Origin of the sequence: Staphylococcus sp. McC-251-APC-3A2 (assembly GCF_009695665.1) — a bacterium.
GTDB classification, from domain to species: Bacteria; Bacillota; Bacilli; order Staphylococcales; family Staphylococcaceae; genus Staphylococcus; species Staphylococcus cohnii.
In genome coordinates this window covers 50,971-70,905 of sequence record NZ_VUNO01000002.1, presented here as the reverse complement: position 1 = coordinate 70,905, position 19,935 = coordinate 50,971, and the positions used below count along the sequence as shown (strand labels likewise).

General features: G+C 32.3%; 21 protein-coding genes. 14 read left to right on the top strand and 7 right to left on the bottom strand.

Translation table 11 applies throughout. The annotated features are described in order from the left end of the window. The first annotated feature begins 44 nt into the window (after positions 1-44). The 3 genes from FYJ81_RS05280 (at position 45) to FYJ81_RS05270 (ending at position 2,644) form a co-directional block, all read left to right on the top strand. On the top strand, positions 45-851 hold the full coding sequence (locus FYJ81_RS05280) for an MBL fold metallo-hydrolase (RefSeq protein WP_226956207.1): 807 nt from the start codon (positions 45-47) through the stop codon (positions 849-851). A gap of 276 nt (positions 852-1,127) precedes the next feature. Then, a complete protein-coding gene (locus FYJ81_RS05275) occupies positions 1,128-2,132 on the top strand; it encodes a ThiF family adenylyltransferase (RefSeq protein ID WP_107384125.1) in 1,005 nt (334 codons plus the stop codon). Between the two features lie 11 nt (positions 2,133-2,143). Continuing rightward, a complete protein-coding gene (locus FYJ81_RS05270; RefSeq protein ID WP_154409415.1) occupies positions 2,144-2,644 on the top strand; it encodes a MogA/MoaB family molybdenum cofactor biosynthesis protein in 501 nt (166 codons plus the stop codon). A 62-nt stretch (positions 2,645-2,706) separates the two neighbouring features. On the opposite strand, the gene moaC is transcribed toward FYJ81_RS05270, so the two are convergent. After that, positions 2,707-3,186, bottom strand: a complete 480-nt coding sequence (gene moaC / locus FYJ81_RS05265; protein WP_107384123.1) for a cyclic pyranopterin monophosphate synthase MoaC — start codon at positions 3,184-3,186, stop codon at positions 2,707-2,709. Positions 3,187-3,250: 64 nt separating this feature from the next. Here moaC and FYJ81_RS05260 point away from each other — a divergent pair, with 64 nt between their 5' ends. The 7 genes from FYJ81_RS05260 (at position 3,251) to FYJ81_RS05230 (ending at position 8,153) form a co-directional block, all read left to right on the top strand. Further along, on the top strand, positions 3,251-4,510 hold the full coding sequence (locus FYJ81_RS05260; protein WP_107384122.1) for a molybdopterin molybdotransferase MoeA: 1,260 nt from the start codon (positions 3,251-3,253) through the stop codon (positions 4,508-4,510). Beyond that, positions 4,507-4,992 carry a molybdopterin-guanine dinucleotide biosynthesis protein B gene (gene mobB, locus FYJ81_RS05255; RefSeq protein ID WP_119535710.1) on the top strand — a complete coding sequence of 162 codons (486 nt, stop codon included), beginning with the start codon at positions 4,507-4,509 and terminating at the stop codon, positions 4,990-4,992. Before FYJ81_RS05260 ends, mobB begins: the two co-directional genes overlap by 4 nt. Continuing rightward, positions 4,993-5,439: a molybdenum cofactor biosynthesis protein MoaE gene (locus tag FYJ81_RS05250; protein ID WP_107384120.1), complete on the top strand. Its 447-nt coding sequence runs from the start codon at positions 4,993-4,995 to the stop codon at positions 5,437-5,439. A gap of 2 nt (positions 5,440-5,441) precedes the next feature. Continuing rightward, entirely contained in the window at positions 5,442-5,675 is a 234-nt protein-coding gene (gene moaD / locus FYJ81_RS05245; protein ID WP_019468087.1) for a molybdopterin converting factor subunit 1, read from the top strand. Between the two features lie 7 nt (positions 5,676-5,682). After that, entirely contained in the window at positions 5,683-6,291 is a 609-nt protein-coding gene (mobA, locus tag FYJ81_RS05240) for a molybdenum cofactor guanylyltransferase MobA (RefSeq protein ID WP_107504799.1), read from the top strand. 12 nt (positions 6,292-6,303) lie between these two features. Then, positions 6,304-7,326 carry a GTP 3',8-cyclase MoaA gene (gene moaA / locus FYJ81_RS05235; RefSeq protein ID WP_107504800.1) on the top strand — a complete coding sequence of 341 codons (1,023 nt, stop codon included), beginning with the start codon at positions 6,304-6,306 and terminating at the stop codon, positions 7,324-7,326. 479 nt (positions 7,327-7,805) lie between these two features. Further along, positions 7,806-8,153, top strand: coding sequence for a transcriptional regulator, SarA/Rot family (locus FYJ81_RS05230; RefSeq protein WP_019468084.1), 348 nt, complete (start codon positions 7,806-7,808; stop codon positions 8,151-8,153). Positions 8,154-8,434: 281 nt separating this feature from the next. On the opposite strand, the gene FYJ81_RS05225 is transcribed toward FYJ81_RS05230, so the two are convergent. Beyond that, the gene (locus FYJ81_RS05225) at positions 8,435-9,643 is read right to left on the bottom strand and encodes an MFS transporter (protein ID WP_107386333.1); all 1,209 of its coding nucleotides are present in this window, start codon (positions 9,641-9,643) and stop codon (positions 8,435-8,437) included. 1 nt (position 9,644) lies between these two features. Then, the gene (locus FYJ81_RS05220; protein WP_107386332.1) at positions 9,645-10,079 is read right to left on the bottom strand and encodes a MarR family winged helix-turn-helix transcriptional regulator; all 435 of its coding nucleotides are present in this window, start codon (positions 10,077-10,079) and stop codon (positions 9,645-9,647) included. 228 nt (positions 10,080-10,307) lie between these two features. Between FYJ81_RS05220 and FYJ81_RS05215 the strand changes: the two genes are divergently transcribed. The 3 genes from FYJ81_RS05215 (at position 10,308) to FYJ81_RS05205 (ending at position 16,023) form a co-directional block, all read left to right on the top strand. Next, complete coding sequence (locus tag FYJ81_RS05215) at positions 10,308-11,069, top strand: VOC family protein (protein WP_107504803.1); 762 nt, start codon at positions 10,308-10,310, stop codon at positions 11,067-11,069. Between the two features lie 365 nt (positions 11,070-11,434). After that, the gene (locus tag FYJ81_RS05210) at positions 11,435-12,685 is read left to right on the top strand and encodes a lipid II:glycine glycyltransferase FemX (RefSeq protein WP_154409414.1); all 1,251 of its coding nucleotides are present in this window, start codon (positions 11,435-11,437) and stop codon (positions 12,683-12,685) included. Between the two features lie 167 nt (positions 12,686-12,852). Then, complete coding sequence (locus FYJ81_RS05205) at positions 12,853-16,023, top strand: efflux RND transporter permease subunit (RefSeq protein ID WP_154409413.1); 3,171 nt, start codon at positions 12,853-12,855, stop codon at positions 16,021-16,023. Between the two features lie 312 nt (positions 16,024-16,335). Here FYJ81_RS05205 and mspA read toward each other — a convergent pair whose 3' ends face one another. Both mspA and FYJ81_RS13000 read right to left on the bottom strand, forming a co-directional pair. Further along, positions 16,336-16,653, bottom strand: a complete 318-nt coding sequence (mspA, locus tag FYJ81_RS05200) for a membrane stabilizing protein MspA (protein ID WP_107386330.1) — start codon at positions 16,651-16,653, stop codon at positions 16,336-16,338. 63 nt (positions 16,654-16,716) lie between these two features. Next, on the bottom strand, positions 16,717-16,893 hold the full coding sequence (locus FYJ81_RS13000; protein ID WP_195837321.1) for an SE1832 family protein: 177 nt from the start codon (positions 16,891-16,893) through the stop codon (positions 16,717-16,719). A gap of 146 nt (positions 16,894-17,039) precedes the next feature. On the opposite strand from FYJ81_RS13000, the gene FYJ81_RS05195 reads away from it, so the two are divergent. After that, on the top strand, positions 17,040-17,948 hold the full coding sequence (locus tag FYJ81_RS05195; RefSeq protein ID WP_107383911.1) for an AEC family transporter: 909 nt from the start codon (positions 17,040-17,042) through the stop codon (positions 17,946-17,948). Between the two features lie 117 nt (positions 17,949-18,065). Here the strand turns inward: FYJ81_RS05195 and FYJ81_RS05190 are convergent, their stop codons facing one another. Beyond that, positions 18,066-18,857 carry a glucose 1-dehydrogenase gene (locus FYJ81_RS05190; protein ID WP_107383910.1) on the bottom strand — a complete coding sequence of 264 codons (792 nt, stop codon included), beginning with the start codon at positions 18,855-18,857 and terminating at the stop codon, positions 18,066-18,068. Between the two features lie 84 nt (positions 18,858-18,941). Continuing rightward, entirely contained in the window at positions 18,942-19,799 is an 858-nt protein-coding gene (locus FYJ81_RS05185; protein WP_019468635.1) for a RhaT/GlcU family sugar-proton symporter, read from the bottom strand. Positions 19,800-19,935: the final 136 nt, after the last annotated feature.

The window sequence follows — 19,935 nt, the reverse complement described above, 5'->3', positions numbered from 1 at the left end:
ATAAGTAGGGGTTGATGCAATGATTATCGAATGTTTAGGAACTTCTGGGGGGTATACCAACACTTTATCAATCAGTTTCACAGCATAAAGATGCACAAAAACGAACAGGGCCTGGTATCTTCATTCATGATTTACAATTACTAATCGACACTTCAGAAGATATATTTCAACAACTAAGACAATCAAAAATTTATGATATAAAATATGGCATTTACTCTCATTGGCATCCAGATCACACGATGGGGATTAGAATATGGGAAACACTCAATTTTGATTTTATTCACAAAGTACCTAAGTCCAAAACGTCAACGGTTTATATTACAACTCAAGAAGTGGAAGATTTTAAAGCATATTTTGCGCGTTGGGAATATGTTCAATATTTAGAATCATTAGGCGTAATTAACCTAGTAATTGTTGACAATGATGCAGAAATTAATTTTGATGACACAAAGGTAGAATGGATTCAATTAGCAGAACAATTCGCGTTTGGTTTTTACTTAACTACAAATACCAAACGTATACTTATTATTCCAGATGAAATTAAGGGCTTTCGACCAACGGAGAAATTGAAAAATGTTGATGTTGCTATTTTACCTTTTGGTAGCAATGAAGTTAATCCTATAACTAATGAACGTATTCATCCAGAAGGTATGTTAAATGCTTTAGGAGAGGCTACATTTGATGAATGTGTGACTATTGCTAAAGCTATTAATGCTAAGCATACATATTTTACTCATATTGAAGCTACTGAAAGTTTAACGAAGGCACAAATTAAACAATTAGAAGAGCAATTAGAAGAAGATGGCTTAAAATCAACCATTGCATTTGATGGATTAAAAATTCAAATTTAAATAATGATTAGTGACTTTAATGTCAAAAATCAAAGTATCAGTAATCACCATAAATGTATCATTATATCTTTTGAAACTGTTTTGCGATAAAGAGTAGGAATATGAAATCACTATCTAAATTTGATTTCGTTCTTACTCTTTTATTTTGTTAAGTTTTGCATTGGTAATATGAATAAAAGTGGCATATAGGATTTTTGCATAATGAATTTAAACCGTTGTTACATAGACCTTCAAGATTTATAATGAAAATAATGACGCAAAGTGAGGGGTTTCATAGTGAGTGTAGAACGTTATTCTAGACAAATGTTATTTAAACATATAGGAACATCTGGGCAAGAGAAAATTATGAATGCACATGTGTTAATTATAGGTATGGGAGCTTTAGGGACGCACCTAGCAGAAGGATTAGTAAGAGCTGGTGTAGGTGAACTAACAATTGTAGATAGAGATTATATTGAATATAGTAATTTACAACGCCAAACGATGTTTACAGAAATGGATGCAGCAGATAAATTACCAAAAGTAGTTGCAGCAGAACGTAATTTAATGGCTATACGTCAAAATTTGAGATTGCATTTACACATTGCACATGTCGATCGGTTATTTTTAGAAACATACGCGCAAGATGTACAACTTATTTTAGATGCAACAGATAATTTTGAAACGAGACAATTGATAAATGATTTTGCCTATAAAGCTGCTATACCTTGGATTTATGGTGGTGTGGTACAAAGTACTTATGTGGAAGCGACGTTTATACCTGAACAAACACCTTGTTTTAACTGTTTGATTCCACAGCTACCTGCAATTAATATGACTTGTGATACAGTAGGTGTCATTCAGCCAGCAGTCACTATGACGACTAGTTTACAATTAAAAGATGCATTGAAAATATTAACAGGCGCAACAATTGCACCTAAAGTTACTTACGGTGATATCTGGGAAGGCACACATTTTACATTTGGATTTAAAAAATTGCAAGATAGCGCTTGTAAAACTTGTGGCACACAACCAACATATCCGTATCTCAATACAACACAAAGGCAATTTGCAACTTTATGTGGAAGGGATACTGTTCAATATGAAAACCCTGAAATTTCCCAGGAAATGTTGGAAACATTTTTGCAACGACAAGAGATTCCATATCAACGCAACCCTTACATGTTACATTTTGAATATAAAGCACATAGAATAGTTAGCTTTAAAGGCGGAAGGTTATTGATTCATGGTATGACTAACCCACAACAAGCGATGACGTTAATCAACCAATTATTTGGCTAAGGAGGTTCAATATGCATACAAATGTTAAACTTGATAGAAATATTAAATGTGCAGTATTAACAGTTTCTGATACAAGAGATTATGCAACAGATAAAGGTGGTAAATTAGTTAAAGAGCTAATCTCTACATTAAATGTTACGATTTCTGAATCGCATTATAAGATTGTTAAAGATGAGCAAACAGCAATTACTCAGCAAATTAAGCAATGGTTAGCAGAAGATATTGATGTGATTATCACTACAGGTGGAACTGGTATAGCACAAAGAGATGTAACGATAGAGGCTGTATCCAGTTTGATTACTAAAGAAATCGAAGGGTTTGGAGAATTATTTAGATATTTAAGTTATGCAGAAGATGTTGGAACACGTGCGTTATTATCTCGAGCTATTGCAGGTACCGTAAATGATAAATTGATTTTTAGTATACCTGGCTCTACGGGCGCAGTGAAATTAGCATTGAATAAGCTCATTAAACCAGAACTGAATCATTTAGTTCAAGAGATTACAAAATAATTAGAGCCCAACGTTTATATGTTCGTCGGACTCTATCTCTTACATATTAATATTTAAGACAATTATCTTTTGTAATCACCAGATTTGCCACCTGTTTTTGAGAGTAGGTAAGTTTCGCCAATGACCATGCCTTTATCTAAAGCTTTTGTCATATCATAAACTGTAAGTGCTACAGCTGAAGCGGCAGTAAGTGCTTCCATTTCCACACCAGTTTTTCCAGTTGTAGAGACGGTTGCCTGTATATTTAAAATGAATGATTGTGCTTTTTTTTGCCAATCAAATGTGATATCTATACCAGTTAAAGGTAACGGGTGACACATCGGTATAATATCAGCTGTATTTTTTGCTGCCATAATACCAGCAATTTGAGCAGTATTAAGCACATTTCCTTTTTGGTTAGTGTGATCAACGATTTGTTCATAAATCGCTGGATTTACCGTTATACTTGAATGCGCAGTAGCTGAACGTTTTGTTATGTTTTTATCAGAGACGTCTACCATTTTCGCATTCCCTTGTTTGTTAATATGCGTAAATTCAGTCAAAGTATCCCTCCTAATCGTGTTCTAGTATATCATGAAATTATTAATTATAAGGAGTAGATTTGCGATGTCTGTAGAGAAAAGAAACCCAATTCCAGTGAGTGAAGCAATTCAACGTGTGATAAACCAAGAAATTTTTATGGATAAAATCACTTTACCTTTAGCAGAAAGCTTAAATTACATTTTAGCTGAAGATATTATAGCGACCCATGAAATACCAAGGTTTGATAAATCACCATATGATGGTTTTGCGTTAAGAAGTATTGATACAAAAGGTGCAAGCGGTGACAATCGCATTAAATTTAAAGTTATTGACCACATTGGAGCGGGGTCAGTTTCAACTAAAACAGTTGGAGCATTTGAAGCCGTGAGAATTATGACAGGTGCACAAATACCTGAAGGTGCTGATGCCATCGTTATGCTTGAACAAACTGTCGAAGGAGAACAAGATTTTACAATAAGAAAAACATTTAGCGAAAATGAGAATATTTCGTTAAAAGGTGAAGAGACAAAGGTTGGAGATATTTTATTAGAAAAAGGTCAATGTGTTAATCCAGGGTCTATAGCTGTTTTAGCAACATATGGCTATACAGAAGTTCCGGTTTTTGAAAAACCTAGCGTGGCTGTTATCGCTACAGGAAGTGAATTATTGGATGTTGGAGATGATTTAGAACCAGGAAAAATTCGTAATTCAAATGGCCCTATGATAACTGCTTTAGCTAAAAAGCATCACTTAGAAGTCAATGCTTATAAAATTCAACAAGATGATTTGAATAGTAGTATTCAAGTGATGCGTGAAGCTATGGCTGAGCATGATATTATAATCACTACTGGCGGTGTATCTGTAGGAGATTTCGATTATTTGCCTCAAATTTATGAAGCGGTCAATGCGCAAGTCCTGTTTAACAAAATTGCCATGCGTCCCGGTAGTGTAACTACAGTAGCTGTTGCTAATAATAAATATTTATTTGGATTATCAGGTAATCCATCTGCTTGTTTCACTGGATTTGAACTCTATGTCAAACCTGCAATACAGCACATGATGGGCGCCAAAGCTATATATCCACAAATTGTACAAGCTACACTTATGGAAGACTTTAAAAAGCCAAATCCGTTTACAAGATTTATTCGAGCAACAGTGACTTTTAATGGTAAAGAGATGACAGTGGTACCATCAGGATTTAATAAGTCTGGTGCAGTAGTAGCTATTGCACATAGCAATGCAATGATTGTGTTACCAAGTGGTACAAGAGGATATCAAAAAGGTCACACAGTTGATGTCATTTTAACTGAATCGCAAACATATGAAGTGGACACTACGCTATGATATTACAAATTATAGGTTATAAAAATTCAGGGAAAACAACATTGATGACACATGCAGTGAAATTTTTAAAATTGCATGGTTTTTGCGTAGCAACGATTAAACATCATGGTCAACATGACTTAAACCTATCAGATATTGAACTTCAAACGGATACTGTTGATCACATGAAACATTTTAATGCTGGTGCGGATCAAAGTATCGTTCAAGGGCACCATCTACAACAAACAGTTACACGAATTGAAAATCAAAGACTGGATGAAATCATTGATAAATCTGTTACAATAGACAGTGACATCATTTTAGTAGAAGGATTCAAAGAAGCAAATTATGATAAAGTGCTGATATATCGTGATAATGCTGATTACCAACAGCTAAATAAATTATCAAATATTCAGTACGATATTAATATTGAGCAACCATTAGCACTTCAAAAATTTGAACAATGGTTATTATCTTTCGTTAATGAAAAAGGAATGGATTGAATGAAACAATTTGAGGTTATAAACGAGCCAATAGCAACAGAACAATATCGTCAGTATGTTCTCAATGAACATCAAGGTGCCGTTGTTATTTTCACAGGTCATGTACGTGAGTGGACACAGGGAGTCAAAACAGAATATTTGGAGTATGAAGCTTATATACCTATGGCAGAAAAAAAGTTGGCACAAATAGGTGATGAGATTTCACAAAAGTGGCCGGGGACAAAAACGGCTATTGTTCATAGAATTGGGCCACTAGCGATATCAGATATTGCAGTATTGATAAGTGTTTCTTCGCCACATAGAAAAGATGCTTATCGTGCTAATGAATATGCAATTGAACGTATTAAAGAGGTAGTACCCATTTGGAAAAAAGAAATTTGGGAAGATGGTGCTGAATGGCAAGGTCACCAACATGGTAGCCATGAGGATGCAGTTGGAGGAGAATAGTTATGAAAGTATTATACTTTGCGGAAATCAAAGAAGTTTTGGGTAAAAGTTCAGAAGATATTGACTTAAGTTATGATATTACCGTTGATGAATTTGTAACAGATTTGTTTGAGCGTTACCCTAATATTAATAACAAAAAGTTTCAAATTGCAGTTAATGAAGAATTTGTCAAAGGTGATGATATCGTAACGTCTAATGATACTGTAGCGTTGATACCACCAGTTAGTGGAGGGTAATAGACATATGAAAGCAATTATACTAGCTGGAGGACAATCAGAAAGATTTGGTAAACCAAAAGCGTTTGCAGAGATTAACTATCAAATGTTTTACAAACGTATCATTGAAGTTTTAGAAGCTACTAATATGTTTAATGAAATAATTATTAGTACTAATGAAACGTTAGCACATGAATTTGATCATGATAAGATTGTTATCGATCATGCTAAAAACAAAGGTAAAGGTCCACTGGTTGGTATTTACTCAGTAATGAGACAACATTCAGACGAAACACTTTTCTTTGTCATATCTGTAGATACACCTATGATTACACAAAAAGCAATAAGTAAATTGTATCAATTTATGGTGGAACATTTAATAGAAGATCAACTAGATATCGCCGGTTTCCAAGAAGATGGAATGCCCATTCCAACGATGGCTTTTTACAGCCCGCATACTCTATCTTTTATAGAATCAGCATTGGAATCAGGCGATTACAGCCTTAAGAATGTCTATTCAAAAGTCAAAAGTGATTGGTTAGATGTGCGTGAAATTGGTTCATCTGATTATTGGTACAAAAATATTAACTATCAACAAGACTTAATAGATTTACATCACGACATTATGAATAGATAGGAGGCTGATCAGATGGTAGAACAAATAACTGATAAACTTGGACGTCCAATTCGAGATTTGAGGTTGTCAGTTACAGATCGTTGCAATTTTCGTTGTGACTATTGTATGCCGAAAGAAATATTTGGCGATGACTTTGTTTTCCTACCCAAAGATGAATTACTCACTTTTGATGAAATGGTACGTATCGCTAAAGTTTATACACGTTTAGGAGTCAAAAAAATACGTATTACAGGTGGAGAGCCTTTATTAAGAAGAGATTTATATAAATTAATATATGAGTTGAACCAACTTGATGGTATAGAAGATATTGGTTTAACCACTAATGGTTTATTATTAAAAAAACACGGCCAAAAATTATATGATGCTGGTTTAAGACGTATTAATGTGAGTTTAGATGCGATTGATGACAAAGTGTTCCAAGCTATAAATAATCGAAATATTAAAGCTTCCACGATTTTACAACAAATAGATTATGCGGTCTCAATAGGTTTTCATGTAAAAGTAAATGTAGTTGTTCAAAAAGGTGTGAATGATGATCAAATTTTACCTATGATTCAATATTTTAAAGATAAAGATATTGAAATACGTTTTATTGAATTTATGGACGTCGGTAATGATAATGGTTGGGATTTCAGTAAGGTTGTAACAAAAGATGAAATGTTAAAAATGGTAGAGTCATCATTTGATATTGAACCTGTGGAACCCAAGTATTTTGGTGAAGTTGCAAAATATTATCGACATAAAGATAATGGTGCTAAATTTGGTCTGATTACAAGTGTGTCTGAATCATTCTGTTCTACATGTACACGTGCGAGATTATCATCAGATGGTAAGTTTTATGGTTGTCTATTTAGTACCGTGGACGGGTTTAATGTGAAATCATTTATGCGATCTGGTGTGTCAGATGAGGCACTGTTTGAACAGTTTAAAGCTTTATGGAATATTCGTGATGATAGATATTCAGATGAACGTACAGCGCAAACAGTAGCCAATAGAAAACGTAAAAAAATCAATATGAACTATATTGGTGGCTGATTTATTAGGAGATAGCATTTATGAGAACTGAACATTTGACCATGATAATCAGCTATTAAATATTTAAAAAGTTTAAATAACTAATAACTTTATAATTATAATCACTATTGTGATTATTAAAAAAATATTAGGAGTAGGAAATAATTCAAAGTTTCAATTTGAATTATCTTCTACTCTTTTTTATTATAATTTGAACTCATATCTTATGTGAAATGATTTCAAAAATGTGGAAAGATATTTTTATATGAAAATGTATTATACATAAGTATTTTTTTAACGATTAAAGATAATGAACAATAGAAAAATATTACCATAATCAATTGTAGCTATATAAAAACTTTACAATAGTAAAATTTATTTATCTGTTTCTTTTAAAATAATAGATTTAATGAAGAAAGTGTTATATAATATTTTAAAAGCTTATTCATTATATAAAGCCAATACTAACAATGAAAGTAAATCATGAGGAGGCCAAATTTATGGAAAGTAAAGCATCATTTTATATTACATCTGAGAGGGCTTTAAGTCAGTTGAAACATTGGTTGAAGTCAGTTCACCGTTTATCTATCGAAGAATTTGTAGTGTTGTTTAAAGTTTATGAAGCTAATAAAATTAGTGGAAAAGAATTAAGAGATACCTTACATTTTGAAATGTTATGGGACACTAGTAAAATAGATGTGATTATAAGAAAGATTTATAAAAAAGAGTTGATCTCAAAAGTTCGATCAGAAACAGATGAAAGACAAGTGTTCTATTATTACACTGATGAGCAGTTAAAAGTAATAGATGATATTATAAAAGAAATTGAAAACATAAAAGTTGCTTAATCACTAAAGTTACAATTAGATAATTATCAATGACAATGATATAAATAAGAGATAAGCCAAGTGCTATAATAGCATTTGGTTTTTTTAATAAACTTAAAATATACGATCATTCAAATTGAATAATAACCTTGAAATAACTATTATTCAAATTTAAATATATAAAGTAATACTGGATGGTACATAATTAAAATGAGTACAAAAAAACTGCCAACAAAAATAGTTTTGTTGGCAGCTAAAGCAAATAACTTACAGTAACCTTAACTTATTGTTTTATGAAAAAATTAATAAGCATTCATGTGTTTTACTTTTCTACCGTGAACGAAGTAATAAATAACACCAGTAATTAAAACCAATACGCCCATAATAGCGTATAATTGAGCGAATGACACTGTAGATGTTACAAAGCCTAATACATAAGGTCCAAAACCTAATCCTAAGTCTAAACCGATAAAGTAGGTTGAGGTAGCAATACCATATTTAGCTGGTGGAGATACTTTGATTGCAATGGCTTGCATACAAGATGAAATATTGCCGTAACCAGCGCCAAGGAGTAACCCAGCAAGAATTAATAACCAACTATTATTTGTAATACTTAATGTTAAAAATGTAAGGATTAAAAAGACAAAAGCAGGATAAGCGATGACGTTTTCGTTTTTGAGGTCCATCATTCTACCAGCAATTGGTCTTGTAATGAGTGATGCAATAGCATAAAAAATAAAGAAATAACTAGATACTGTAACTAAATTGATTTCTTGGGCAAAAAATTGTAAAAATGTCAGGATAGACGAATAAGATAATCCTGCAAGGAGCATAATAATTGCCACAGGTAATGCTTCTTTGGCGATGTAATTATTAATATTAAATTTTTTGCTTTCAGTTGTTTGTGTTTTCGGGATATCACTAGTGATATCGATATCTAACTTAATAAAAAATGAAATGATAAAACTGATGATACCGCACATTAAACAAAGCAAAAATAGCAATTGAATTGGGAATGTATTAATAAGTAAAAGGCCAAAAAATGGGCCGATTGCAGCGCCTATAACTAAACTTAAAGAAAACAAGCTAATACCTTCACTTTTTCTCTCTTGTGGTGTTGCATAAGCAGCAATTGTCCCCGTTGCTGTCGTAGTAACCCCAGTAGCAATACCATTAACTAATCTCGTGAACATTAGAACAGCTAAGGCACCTTCTATAAAATAAAACAATTGTGTGATGATTAATAAGATTAAACCAATGATTAAAATACGTTTAGGACCTATTTTATTAACATACTTTCCAGTGATAAATCGTCCAATTAAAGAACCGATAATAAATAATCCAGACACGAGTCCCGCCATACTGTCTGACGCATGATATTCAGTTTTTGTATAACTCGCTATGATGACGATAAGCAAATACATGCATAAGTAAACTAAAAAGTTTGTAATGAAATTGATATTAAAATTTTTCGTCCAAATTGGTGACTTCATCGATGCTGTTTGATTCATGTTAAAATTCCTCCATTTCTAAAATTTGCGCGTGAATAAGTTGAAGTGATTTTGTAATATGTTCAATTTCTGAAACTGATAAACCTGTATTTTTAATAATTTCGTCTTGCACTTTATCTACACGTGAACTGATGTTTTTATAAAGGTTTTCTCCTTTTGGAGAAAGTGAAAGCCATTTTTCTCGTTTATCTGTACCTGTTTCAACAGTTAATAGAGATTTTTCAGAAAGTACTTTTAATATTTTTCTTGTGGTAGGCTTCTCAATAGAGCGTCGTTTTGAAATTTGTACTAAAGTGGTTGGTGCATTGTAGGAAATATCTTTTAAAACGAGCCATTGTGCAGGATATAGATCAAATGATTCAAAGATAGGTTGGAACATTTTTGTATACGGTCTATAAATTGCGATGATGTTATCAAATACAAATTTATTTTGCATGAAAGCATACCTCCGAAAATGGTTAGCAAAGCTAACTTAATTTTGAACAAGTTATATTTTAGCCTATTTGGACAGGGAAAGCAATACCTATTTATTAAGTGATGCTTTTGATATCTGAATAAAGATAAATTTATAATTGCAATTTAAATCATTATAATGGGTTATCAGAAGTAAACATGTATACAATTTGTTAAAATAAATGTAAAGGAAAATTAGGAGGATAAAGGTATGCAAGATTTAAAGTTAGATCATATCGTTCATTATGTACAACAATTAGATAATTTCAAATTCCCAGGTCATTTATTTACACTATATCAAGGTGGTAAACATGAGAAATTAGGCACATACAATCGTTTAGCCTACTTAAATAATGCTTACATTGAATTATTAGATATTTATAAACCAGAGAAATTGCAAAAAATTGTAAAAAGTGAAGAAGGTCGAGTGTCATTTCCTTCGAAAATTGTTCAAGATCATTATAAAGAAGGATTAAAAACAATAGCATTTCAAACGCAAGATATTACCAAATTAAAAGAAACGCTGGAAGCACAAAGTATAGATGTCATAGGTCCTGTTGAAATGCAACGAGAAAACACAAAAGGAGAAAAGACTACATGGCGCTTGTTATATATAGCTGATCCTGATTATAGGGTGAAGCCGCCATTTTTTATTCAATGGAATGAAAATATTGAAGCAAGAGAAGAAAAGTTAAAACCATTACGCCAAAATGCTTTTAGCATAAAAAGTATTGAAATTAATAGCACAGAAAGGGCACATACGGTTGAAAAATGGCAACAGTGGTTTGGAATGGAAATCGTGAACAACACAGAAACATTCACGACATTAAAATTGGGAAACGATGATATTGTATATCATATATATGATGGTGAATATTCGGGTTATAAAGCAGTCACTTTGAAAGATGATAATACAACTTCACCATATACATTAATCATTAGAGGGCTTAAGTACAAAGTTGAAGCAGATTAATAAATGTAAACATACATACTATGTGCAATAACAATGATGTGTATCAAAGAAATTATTAGTGTTAAAATAGTTAAGTAAGTTCCCCATTTATTGTTATTAGATAAAAGTAGTAAATAACCCGTTACTACAAATGTAAAAACAGCGAGAATAATTCTTAAACTTAAATATGAAACATTAAAAGTTGTATTAAATGTTTGGATTACAAAAATTAAATTTATTAAAAAAAGTAATGACAAGATAATGATACGCACAAAAACACCTCATTTCGTATATTATTATATCAAATAATGGGAAATGATGTGAAAGAATGTGTGAAGCAATGTATAATAACAAAGTATGTAATGGTAAAAGGAGATATCAGGTTTATGGAAAAGATGAATATAACGAACCAAGCGCATGATGCCTTTGTTAAAGCGCACCCTCAAGGTGACTTATTGCAATTAACAAAGTGGGCAGAAACAAAGAAATTGACTGGCTGGTACTCAAAACGTATCGCAGTAGGTGAAGATGGTGAAATTTTAGGTGTGGCGCAGTTATTATTTAAAAAGGTTCCTAAATTACCTTATACGCTATGCTATATTTCAAGAGGTTTTGTAACGGATTATAGTAATAAATTAGCATTAGAAACATTGCTAGAATACGCAATTCAAATTGCAAAAGAAGAAAAAGCTTATACAATTAAAATCGATCCCGATGTTGAAGTAGATAAAGGTGCTGATGCACTAACACATATAAGATCATTAGGGTTTAAACACAAAGGTTTTAAAGAAGGACTTTCGAAAGATTATATTCAACCAAGAATGACAATGATAACACCGATTGATAAAAACGATGATGCGTTAATTCAAAGTTTTGAAAGACGTAATCGTTCAAAAGTAAGGTTAGCATTAAAGCGTGGTACGAAAGTAGAACGTTCTGATAGAGAAGGTTTGAAAACATTTGCAGAGTTAATGAAAATCACTGGCGAAAGAGATGGCTTTTTAACTAGAGATATTAGCTATTTCCAAAACATATACGATGCTTTACATCCAGATGGAGATGCGGAATTATTTTTAGTGAAATTGGAACCTAAACCAGTCCTTAAAGATTTACGTCAAGACATCGCACAATTAGAAGCGGAAAAAGTAAAGCTGGCTGACAAAAAACAAGATAAAAAGACATTAAATAAAATAAACGATGCTGACAATAAAATGAAAAAAACACAAGAACTTATTAATGAAATGGAAGCGTTAGAAGCTAAGCACCCAGAGGGATTATATTTATCAGGTGCATTGCTAATGTTTGCTGGAAATAAATCCTACTATCTTTATGGTGCATCATCTAATGACTACCGAGACTTCTTGCCAAATCATCACATGCAATTTGCTATGATGCAATACGCTCGAGAACACGGCGCAAAAACATATGATTTTGGTGGTACAGATAATGATCCAGACAAGGAATCAGACCATTATGGATTATGGGCATTTAAGAAAGTATGGGGAACGTATTTAAGTGAAAAAATAGGTGAATTTGATTATGTGTTAAATAAACCATTATATCAAGTTATTGAAAATGTTAAGCCGAAGTTGACTAAGACTAAAATTAAGCTTTCACGTAAATTAAAACGTAAATAGTTTTGTTTGTAGTTTTGTAAAAAAGTAGACACGTTATAAAGTTTTAATATGCAACTTAAACTTTATAACGTGCATTTTTTATGAGTTTAGAAATACATAGATATGATTATACATAAAGAAAATAAATGCAATATCGAATTAAAATGTTATTTGAGAGGAGAAAAGATATGATTAAAAAACTATTGCAGTTTTCGCTAGGAAATAAATTTGCAATCTTTCTTATGGTATTGCTGGTCATTTTAGGTGGTGTTTATTCAAGTGCGAAAATGAAACTTGAATTATTGCCTGATGTTGAACCTCCAGTGATTACTGTACAAACAACCATGCCTGGTGCTACACCAGAAACGGTAAAGGATGACATTAGTGATAAAATTGATGACCAAATAAGGTCAATGGCAAGTGTGAAAAATGTTAATGCACAATCTATTCAAAATGCTTCTATGGTTTCTGTTGAATATGAAAATGGCACAGATATGGATAAAGCTGAAAACGATTTAAAAAAAGAACTTGATAAAATAAAATTCGAAGAAGGCGTTGAAGAACCAGAGTTAACAAGGAATTCAATGAATGCTTTTCCAATTGTAGCTTATTCTTTTACTACAAATAATAATAATTTAAAAGATACAACCAAAAAAGTTAATAACCAGTTATTACCTAAACTTCAAACAATCAATGGCGTACAAAATGCACAATTGAATGGACAGACATCGAGAGAAGTTTCAATTAAATTTGACCAAGAAAAATTGCAAGATAGAGGATTGACTGTAGATAGTGTGGAACAATTCTTAAAGGGTGCAACTAGTGAAACCCCATTAGGTTTATTTCAGTTTGGTAAAACTGAAAAGTCGGTAGTAATTGATGGCCAATTCACTTCAGTAAATGCATTGGAAAACCTTGAAATTCCATTATCAGCTTCAAGCATGAGTGCTCAAGGTGGCAACGAAGGAAGTGCAAATCAGAGTTCTAGTGCTCAAAGTTCATCACAAGGCGGTAACATGGCAACAGCAATGCCTAGTTCAGATGCTCAAGACGGAGAAAGTAGCATGCCTTCTGTTAAACTCAAAGACATTGCAAATATTTCAGTAGGTGATGAACGACAATCAATTTCTAAAACAAATGGCAAAGATGCAGTCAATGTACAAGTGACGAAAGCACAAGATGCTAACACTGTTAAAGTAGCGAAAGACACGAAAAAAGAAATTGATGAATTTACCAAAGATAATAAAGATATAAAAGCTACAAAAGTTATGGATACTGCGAAACCTATAGAAGACTCACTATATACAATGATTGAAAAAGCAGCACTCGGCACGATTGTTGCCATAATTGTTATATTATTATTTTTAAGAAATATTAGAACAACTGCAATTTCAGTCGTCTCAATACCGATGTCTATATTAATTGCAATGGTTGCATTGAAATTAACAGATGTATCATTAAATATATTAACACTTGGTGCACTAACAGTTGCAATAGGTAGAGTTATTGATGATTCAATTGTTGTAGTTGAAAATATTTATAGACGTTTATCAGATAAAAAAGAACCATTAAGTGGTAATAAGCTCATTATTAGTGCGACGAGTGAAGTATTTAAACCGATAATGTCGTCGACAATCGTTACCATTATAGTCTTTCTACCATTGGCATTTGTCAATGGATCAGTAGGTGAGATGTTTAGACCATTTGCATTAGCGATTGCGTTTAGTTTACTAGCTTCTTTACTTGTTTCGATTACCATCGTACCTTCTTTAAGTGCTACTTTTTTCAAAAAAGGTGTTAAACAACGTAAAGAAGAAACATTAGGTTTGGTAGGAAGAGGATATAAGCGTATATTGCGCTGGTCATTAGCGCACAAATGGATTGTAATGATTTTAAGTACGGTTATTTTAATCGCTAGTATTGGTTTAGGTGCAGCAAAATTAGGCACTAGCTTTATCTCAACTGGGGAAGATAAATTTATGGCATTAACTTATACACCTGAACCGGGTGAAACAGAAAAAGGGGTATTAGCACATGCTGAACAAGTACAAAAGTATTTGAACAATAAAGATAAAGTTAAAACAGTTCAGTATTCCGTTGGTGGATCAACTCCAACAGACCCTACAGGCAGTTCAAATAGCATGGCTATCATGGTTGAATATGATAGTAATACACCTAATTTTGATGAAGAACCTGATAAAGTTTTAAAACATATCAACAAATATCAGCATCCTGGAGATTGGGCAAATCAAGATATGGGCACAGGTGGAACAAATAATGAATTAGCAGTTACAATTACTGGACCATCTCTTGATGCAATAAAAGGAACTGTCAATAAAGTCGAAAAAGAAATGAAAAATATTCATGGTATAGCTAATGTTAAATCTGATTTATCTCAAACATACGAACAATATAATATCAAAGTAGATCAAAATAAAGCCTCTAGTTATGGTTTGTCTGCATCTCAATTAGCTATGACATTAAATCAGAATACACCTGAGCAAAGTGTCACAACCGTAAAGGAAAATGGTAAATCGATAGATGTGAAAATTAAAGAAGATAAAGAAACGGATTGGACAGAAGAAAAACTTGAAAACACTGAAATACAAACAGCTACTGGTCAAGCTATTGAATTAAGTGACATCGCAACATTAGAAAAAACAACGACGCCAAATAAAATAGAAACTAAAGCGGGAGACTATACGTCAAAAGTTTCTGGAAAAGTTACAAATGATGATGTTGGTGGGACTTCACAGAAAGTGTTATCGAAATTAAATACAATAGATAAACCTAATAACGTAGACGTCAACATGGGAGGCGCAAATGAAGATATAGGTAACGCAGTAACCCAATTATCTATGGCGATGTTAGCAGCAATTATAATAGTTTATTTAGTGCTTGTGTTAACATTTAAAGGCGCATTGGCACCTTTCACTATATTATTCTCATTACCATATACAGTTATAGGTGTTGTAGTTGCTTTAGTAGTAACTGGTGAGACAATTTCTGTACCGAGCATGATTGGTATGCTTATGTTAATTGGTATTGTTGTAACCAATGCAATAGTTTTAATTGACAGAGTGATAAATAAACAACAACAAGGTATGGAAATGCAAGCAGCATTGTTAGAAGCAGGTGGAACACGTATCAGACCAATTCTCATGACAGCATTAGCAACTATTGGAGCGTTGATGCCTATGTTATTTGGTGAAGATAGTTCTATCATTATTTCAAAAGGTATGGCAGCAACTGTAGTAGGGGGATTGATTTCTTCAACCTTATTAACTTTAATAGTCGAACCAGTAATATATGAAATATTATTTACTTTTAAGGCGAAAATCTTGAGAAAACGAAAATAGAATAAAATATAATGCGGACGTACGAGATTACCTACCTTTAAAGATTTCGTATGTCCGCACTTATATAATTAGGCGTTTGGAAATATAAATGATGTGAGTTTCTTTCTAAGTTGATTAAGTAATGATTACTGTGAGGTATGAAAGATAATATTTTTTGGAAAGTACAAGACCATGCCCTGTTCGAGGTAAGCGTGGAAAGCATTACGAAGTATAAATATATAAAATTAGCCCCGATAAGTTTCTTATAATTAGAAAGCTTTTCGGGGCTGATTTTATATATGTTACGTTATCGTATCTTTAAAATAATGTTTTTTAATATAAAACTAAAGTCAAAATAACATAAATTACAAATAAAATAACGCTCATAATGTTTAAAATTTGGACGGCTTTTTGATCATTTTTGCTGTTTTTGAAAGCTGTAATTTCTACATTACTTATGATAAGCAGTAGTACAATAAAGACCCACCAATTTATTGCAGGGAATGATAAAGTTGTAATAGCTACTACGAATAATAAAAGTAAAGACATAATAATACGTAAAATACGCGTTATAATGGTGTTCATTTTAAATATACTTATGTAACTTACGATTAAATATAACACTGGCAAAAATATAAGATACAGTTGCATTTATTACATCCTTTCTATGTTCGCCCTTAATCTTAGCATGTAAATTATTGATTTACTAGGATGTTATTTATTTTCTTTTTGTCTAATTTCTGAACGTACTTCTGACATTTCTTGCTCTATCTTTTCAAGTTGTTTAACTAAAGGGTCCACAGATTGATTGACTGATTCTCTTTTTTCGAGGTCGCCTTGTAATCTAACGTAATCATATTTCAGTTCTGCTAATTTGTCATTTAAATCCATTCCATTACCACCTTTTTGTCTAATGTAAGCGTTTCGTATATAAATTAAATTATAACATGGATTCGAAAGCTTCTAAAATGGTTGCTACTTATGTTAAAGTATGAAAATAGAATGAAAACAGATGATTGGATGAAAGAAGGATTAATGTGACCCAACAATTTATCATTATTATTTTACTAATTGCACTAGGTTATACACTTAAACGCATAAATTACTTTAAAGCTAATGATAGTCAAGTTTTTTCAACACTCGTTTTAAACGTAACATTACCTTCTTTAGTGATTGTTAATTTAAATGGTGCAAGTTTAGATTTGTCACTATCAGTACTACCGATATTGATGATTTTGTATGGTGTTATCGCTAAGGTCATCGTAATTTGGTTTTTCTTAAAATATGATAATCATATCCGTGGTACAGTTGGAATGATGACTGCTTCGCTAAATATTGGTTTATTTGCTTATCCACTTGTAGAAGCGATTTGGCCTAAAACAGGAATGATATATTTTGGAATGGCAGATATTGGTGGCGCTGTGATTATGTTTGGTGTTACATACTTTGTTGGAAGTTATTTCAGCAGTGCTGGTGATAACTTTGACTTTAAGTATTTAGGCAAAAATTTACTAAAATCGGTTCCTTTAATGACATATATCATCATGTTTATTTTGAATATGCTTAATATTCATTTTCCAGAACCTGTAATTAAGTTTTTCTCAGTATTATCTGGTGCTAACATGCCATTATCAATGATCTTATTGGGCTTAATGCTCAACTTTAGTATCGATAAGCGTTTCTTACCTATCGCTTTGAAATATTTAGGTTTACATTATGGATTAGGTGTCATCGCAGGATTGTTGGTTTATTTCTTTTTACCTGTTGATAATAATATGATTAAAACAACATTACAAGTTGCTTGGTTATTACCAGTAGGTGTTGCTATTATACCTTATTCAATTCAATTTAAGTATAAGACGTTGCCGCTTGTTGGTATGGTGAGCAACTTAACGATTTTAATCAGCATTATTATTTTATATATATATCAAGCATTATTTGTTTAATTGATTATTTGTAAGGCTTTAAATATAAAAAAGAGCTAATCCGTTACGGATTAGCTCTTTTATTTTGAGCAAAGATATTAATGGCTAAGTTCATTTTTTGAATGGAACGTGAGGAATTTATCCTTTACCCCCCATAAATGCTGGGTAATTAGTCATGCCACCATCAACATAAATAGTTGTTCCATGAATATAACTTGCTAAATCAGAGGCAAGAAATCTTGCTACGTTTGCTACTTCATCTGCTTCACCAATCTCTTTTGCTGGAATCATTTCTAATGTTTCTGCACGAGTTGTTGGATCTGAAAATTTTTCTTTTGTATGTTCAGTTACAATTGCCCCTGGTGAAATATTATTAATGCGGATGCCATATTGAGCATATTCCATAGACATTGTTTCCATCATTAATTTCAAACCGCCTTTACTTGCAGCGTAATTTACATAGTTAGGCCAAGGAATCTTGTCATGTACACTTGAGGTATTAAGAATAACACCCTTCTTATCTTCTTTAAGAAATTGATTAACTGCTGCTTTGGCACCTAAAAATGCGCCAGTTAAGTTAATATCAATTACTTTTTGCCATTCATCTAAAGGCATTTCATGTGTTGGTATTGCTTTTTCAAATCCAGCATTATTAATCATGATATCTAATGTACCAAAATGATTTACAGTAGTTTGGATGAGATGATCAATATCATTCTCTTTAGAGATATCTGCTTGAACTTTTATCGCTTTACCACCAGCGTTTTCAATTAATTTAATTGAGGATTCCATAGCGTCCATATGACGTTCGGATCTGTAATTTAATACAACATTCGCTTTTTCTTCACCAAATTGTTCTGCCATCGCTTTTCCAATACCACTACCAGCACCTGTAATAATAACTACTTTTCCTGCTAAATCTTCAAACATTTAAGATTCCTCCTAGTTATTCGGCATAAATTTAGTTTTTATAAAAGTTTATAAGTCGAATAAAATTTAATAATAATGCTTTATCTAAGCTTTAATGTTACCTAAAACAAAGGCAGCTATAACGATTAAAATGATACCCGTCCAAATGCCTATCATCTGACGTTTATCTTTTCGTTCACCTAAAAGGAATATACCGCCAAGTGTAGAAACAATTACTAATAATTGTGAAAATGAGAAGCTTGTCGCCACACCTACTTTGGGTTGAGAATAGAACATAAACAAGTTACCTATACCCCAAATGACACCTGGTATTAAGTTCCACACGGTACTTTTAATAGTAGTCTCATGTTTAGCAGATAATATTAATCCACCGATTGCCATACCAATAGATTGGAAGAATAGGGCATTCATGCCATCAACACCAAAAATTTGTGCAACCACAACATAGACGACATAACCAACAGTGGAAATTAACAAGATAGGAATTGCTTTACCAAAGTTTTTAGTACTTTCTGAAGCTTCATTTTTTCCTTTAATTGATGTAAGTGCAATACCTCCAACAAGTAAAATCATTGCAACTAGGCCAAGTATAACTTGCGTACCCGTGCTCCATTCACCTAGGAATATAGCACTAAATAAAGTAGTACCTACAAGTTGTAATCCTGTTGAAATTGGCATTGTTTTAGATACACCAATTAAACTGACTGATTTTAATTGATAACCTTGTCCCAATGCCCAAAAAGCACCAGATATTAAACCTACAATAATTACGATGGGGTCATCGAATTTTGTATTGCCAGTAAGTAATAATAAGATACCTATGATAAGTGCACCGAAAGTAGTCCCTCTAATTTGATTGTAAGGGCCACCACCAACTAGCACATTAATTAAAACAACACTCCCCCAAAATAACGCTGGGAGTAGGGCAATTAATAAATCCATAACTAAGCTTCACTCACTCTCTATTTAATTTTACTTTCCTTCTATAAAACAATCACTGAAGATTGCCCTAGATACTCATTTTAAAGTAAAGGCATCGAATAGTAAAAATATTAGATTACAGTTCAGCTTTTTAATT

What these genes read in the sequence shown, in the direction of transcription:
- FYJ81_RS05220 (WP_107386332.1), bottom strand. Translation starts at nt 10,079, where the DNA reads ATGCAAAATAAATTTGTATTTGATAACATCATCGCAATTTATAGACCG.
- FYJ81_RS05190 (WP_107383910.1), bottom strand. Translation starts at nt 18,857, where the DNA reads ATGTTTGAAGATTTAGCAGGAAAAGTAGTTATTATTACAGGTGCTGGT.
- FYJ81_RS05205 (WP_154409413.1), top strand. Translation starts at nt 12,853, where the DNA reads ATGATTAAAAAACTATTGCAGTTTTCGCTAGGAAATAAATTTGCAATC.
- FYJ81_RS05270 (WP_154409415.1), top strand. Translation starts at nt 2,144, where the DNA reads ATGCATACAAATGTTAAACTTGATAGAAATATTAAATGTGCAGTATTA.
- moaA (WP_107504800.1), top strand. Translation starts at nt 6,304, where the DNA reads ATGGTAGAACAAATAACTGATAAACTTGGACGTCCAATTCGAGATTTG.
- mobB (WP_119535710.1), top strand. Translation starts at nt 4,507, where the DNA reads ATGATATTACAAATTATAGGTTATAAAAATTCAGGGAAAACAACATTG.
- FYJ81_RS05260 (WP_107384122.1), top strand. Translation starts at nt 3,251, where the DNA reads ATGTCTGTAGAGAAAAGAAACCCAATTCCAGTGAGTGAAGCAATTCAA.
- FYJ81_RS05215 (WP_107504803.1), top strand. Translation starts at nt 10,308, where the DNA reads ATGCAAGATTTAAAGTTAGATCATATCGTTCATTATGTACAACAATTA.
- FYJ81_RS05185 (WP_019468635.1), bottom strand. Translation starts at nt 19,799, where the DNA reads ATGGATTTATTAATTGCCCTACTCCCAGCGTTATTTTGGGGGAGTGTT.
- mspA (WP_107386330.1), bottom strand. Translation starts at nt 16,653, where the DNA reads ATGCAACTGTATCTTATATTTTTGCCAGTGTTATATTTAATCGTAAGT.
- mobA (WP_107504799.1), top strand. Translation starts at nt 5,683, where the DNA reads ATGAAAGCAATTATACTAGCTGGAGGACAATCAGAAAGATTTGGTAAA.
- FYJ81_RS05210 (WP_154409414.1), top strand. Translation starts at nt 11,435, where the DNA reads ATGGAAAAGATGAATATAACGAACCAAGCGCATGATGCCTTTGTTAAA.
- FYJ81_RS05225 (WP_107386333.1), bottom strand. Translation starts at nt 9,643, where the DNA reads ATGAATCAAACAGCATCGATGAAGTCACCAATTTGGACGAAAAATTTT.
- moaD (WP_019468087.1), top strand. Translation starts at nt 5,442, where the DNA reads ATGAAAGTATTATACTTTGCGGAAATCAAAGAAGTTTTGGGTAAAAGT.
- FYJ81_RS13000 (WP_195837321.1), bottom strand. Translation starts at nt 16,893, where the DNA reads ATGGATTTAAATGACAAATTAGCAGAACTGAAATATGATTACGTTAGA.
- FYJ81_RS05230 (WP_019468084.1), top strand. Translation starts at nt 7,806, where the DNA reads ATGGAAAGTAAAGCATCATTTTATATTACATCTGAGAGGGCTTTAAGT.
- FYJ81_RS05250 (WP_107384120.1), top strand. Translation starts at nt 4,993, where the DNA reads ATGAAACAATTTGAGGTTATAAACGAGCCAATAGCAACAGAACAATAT.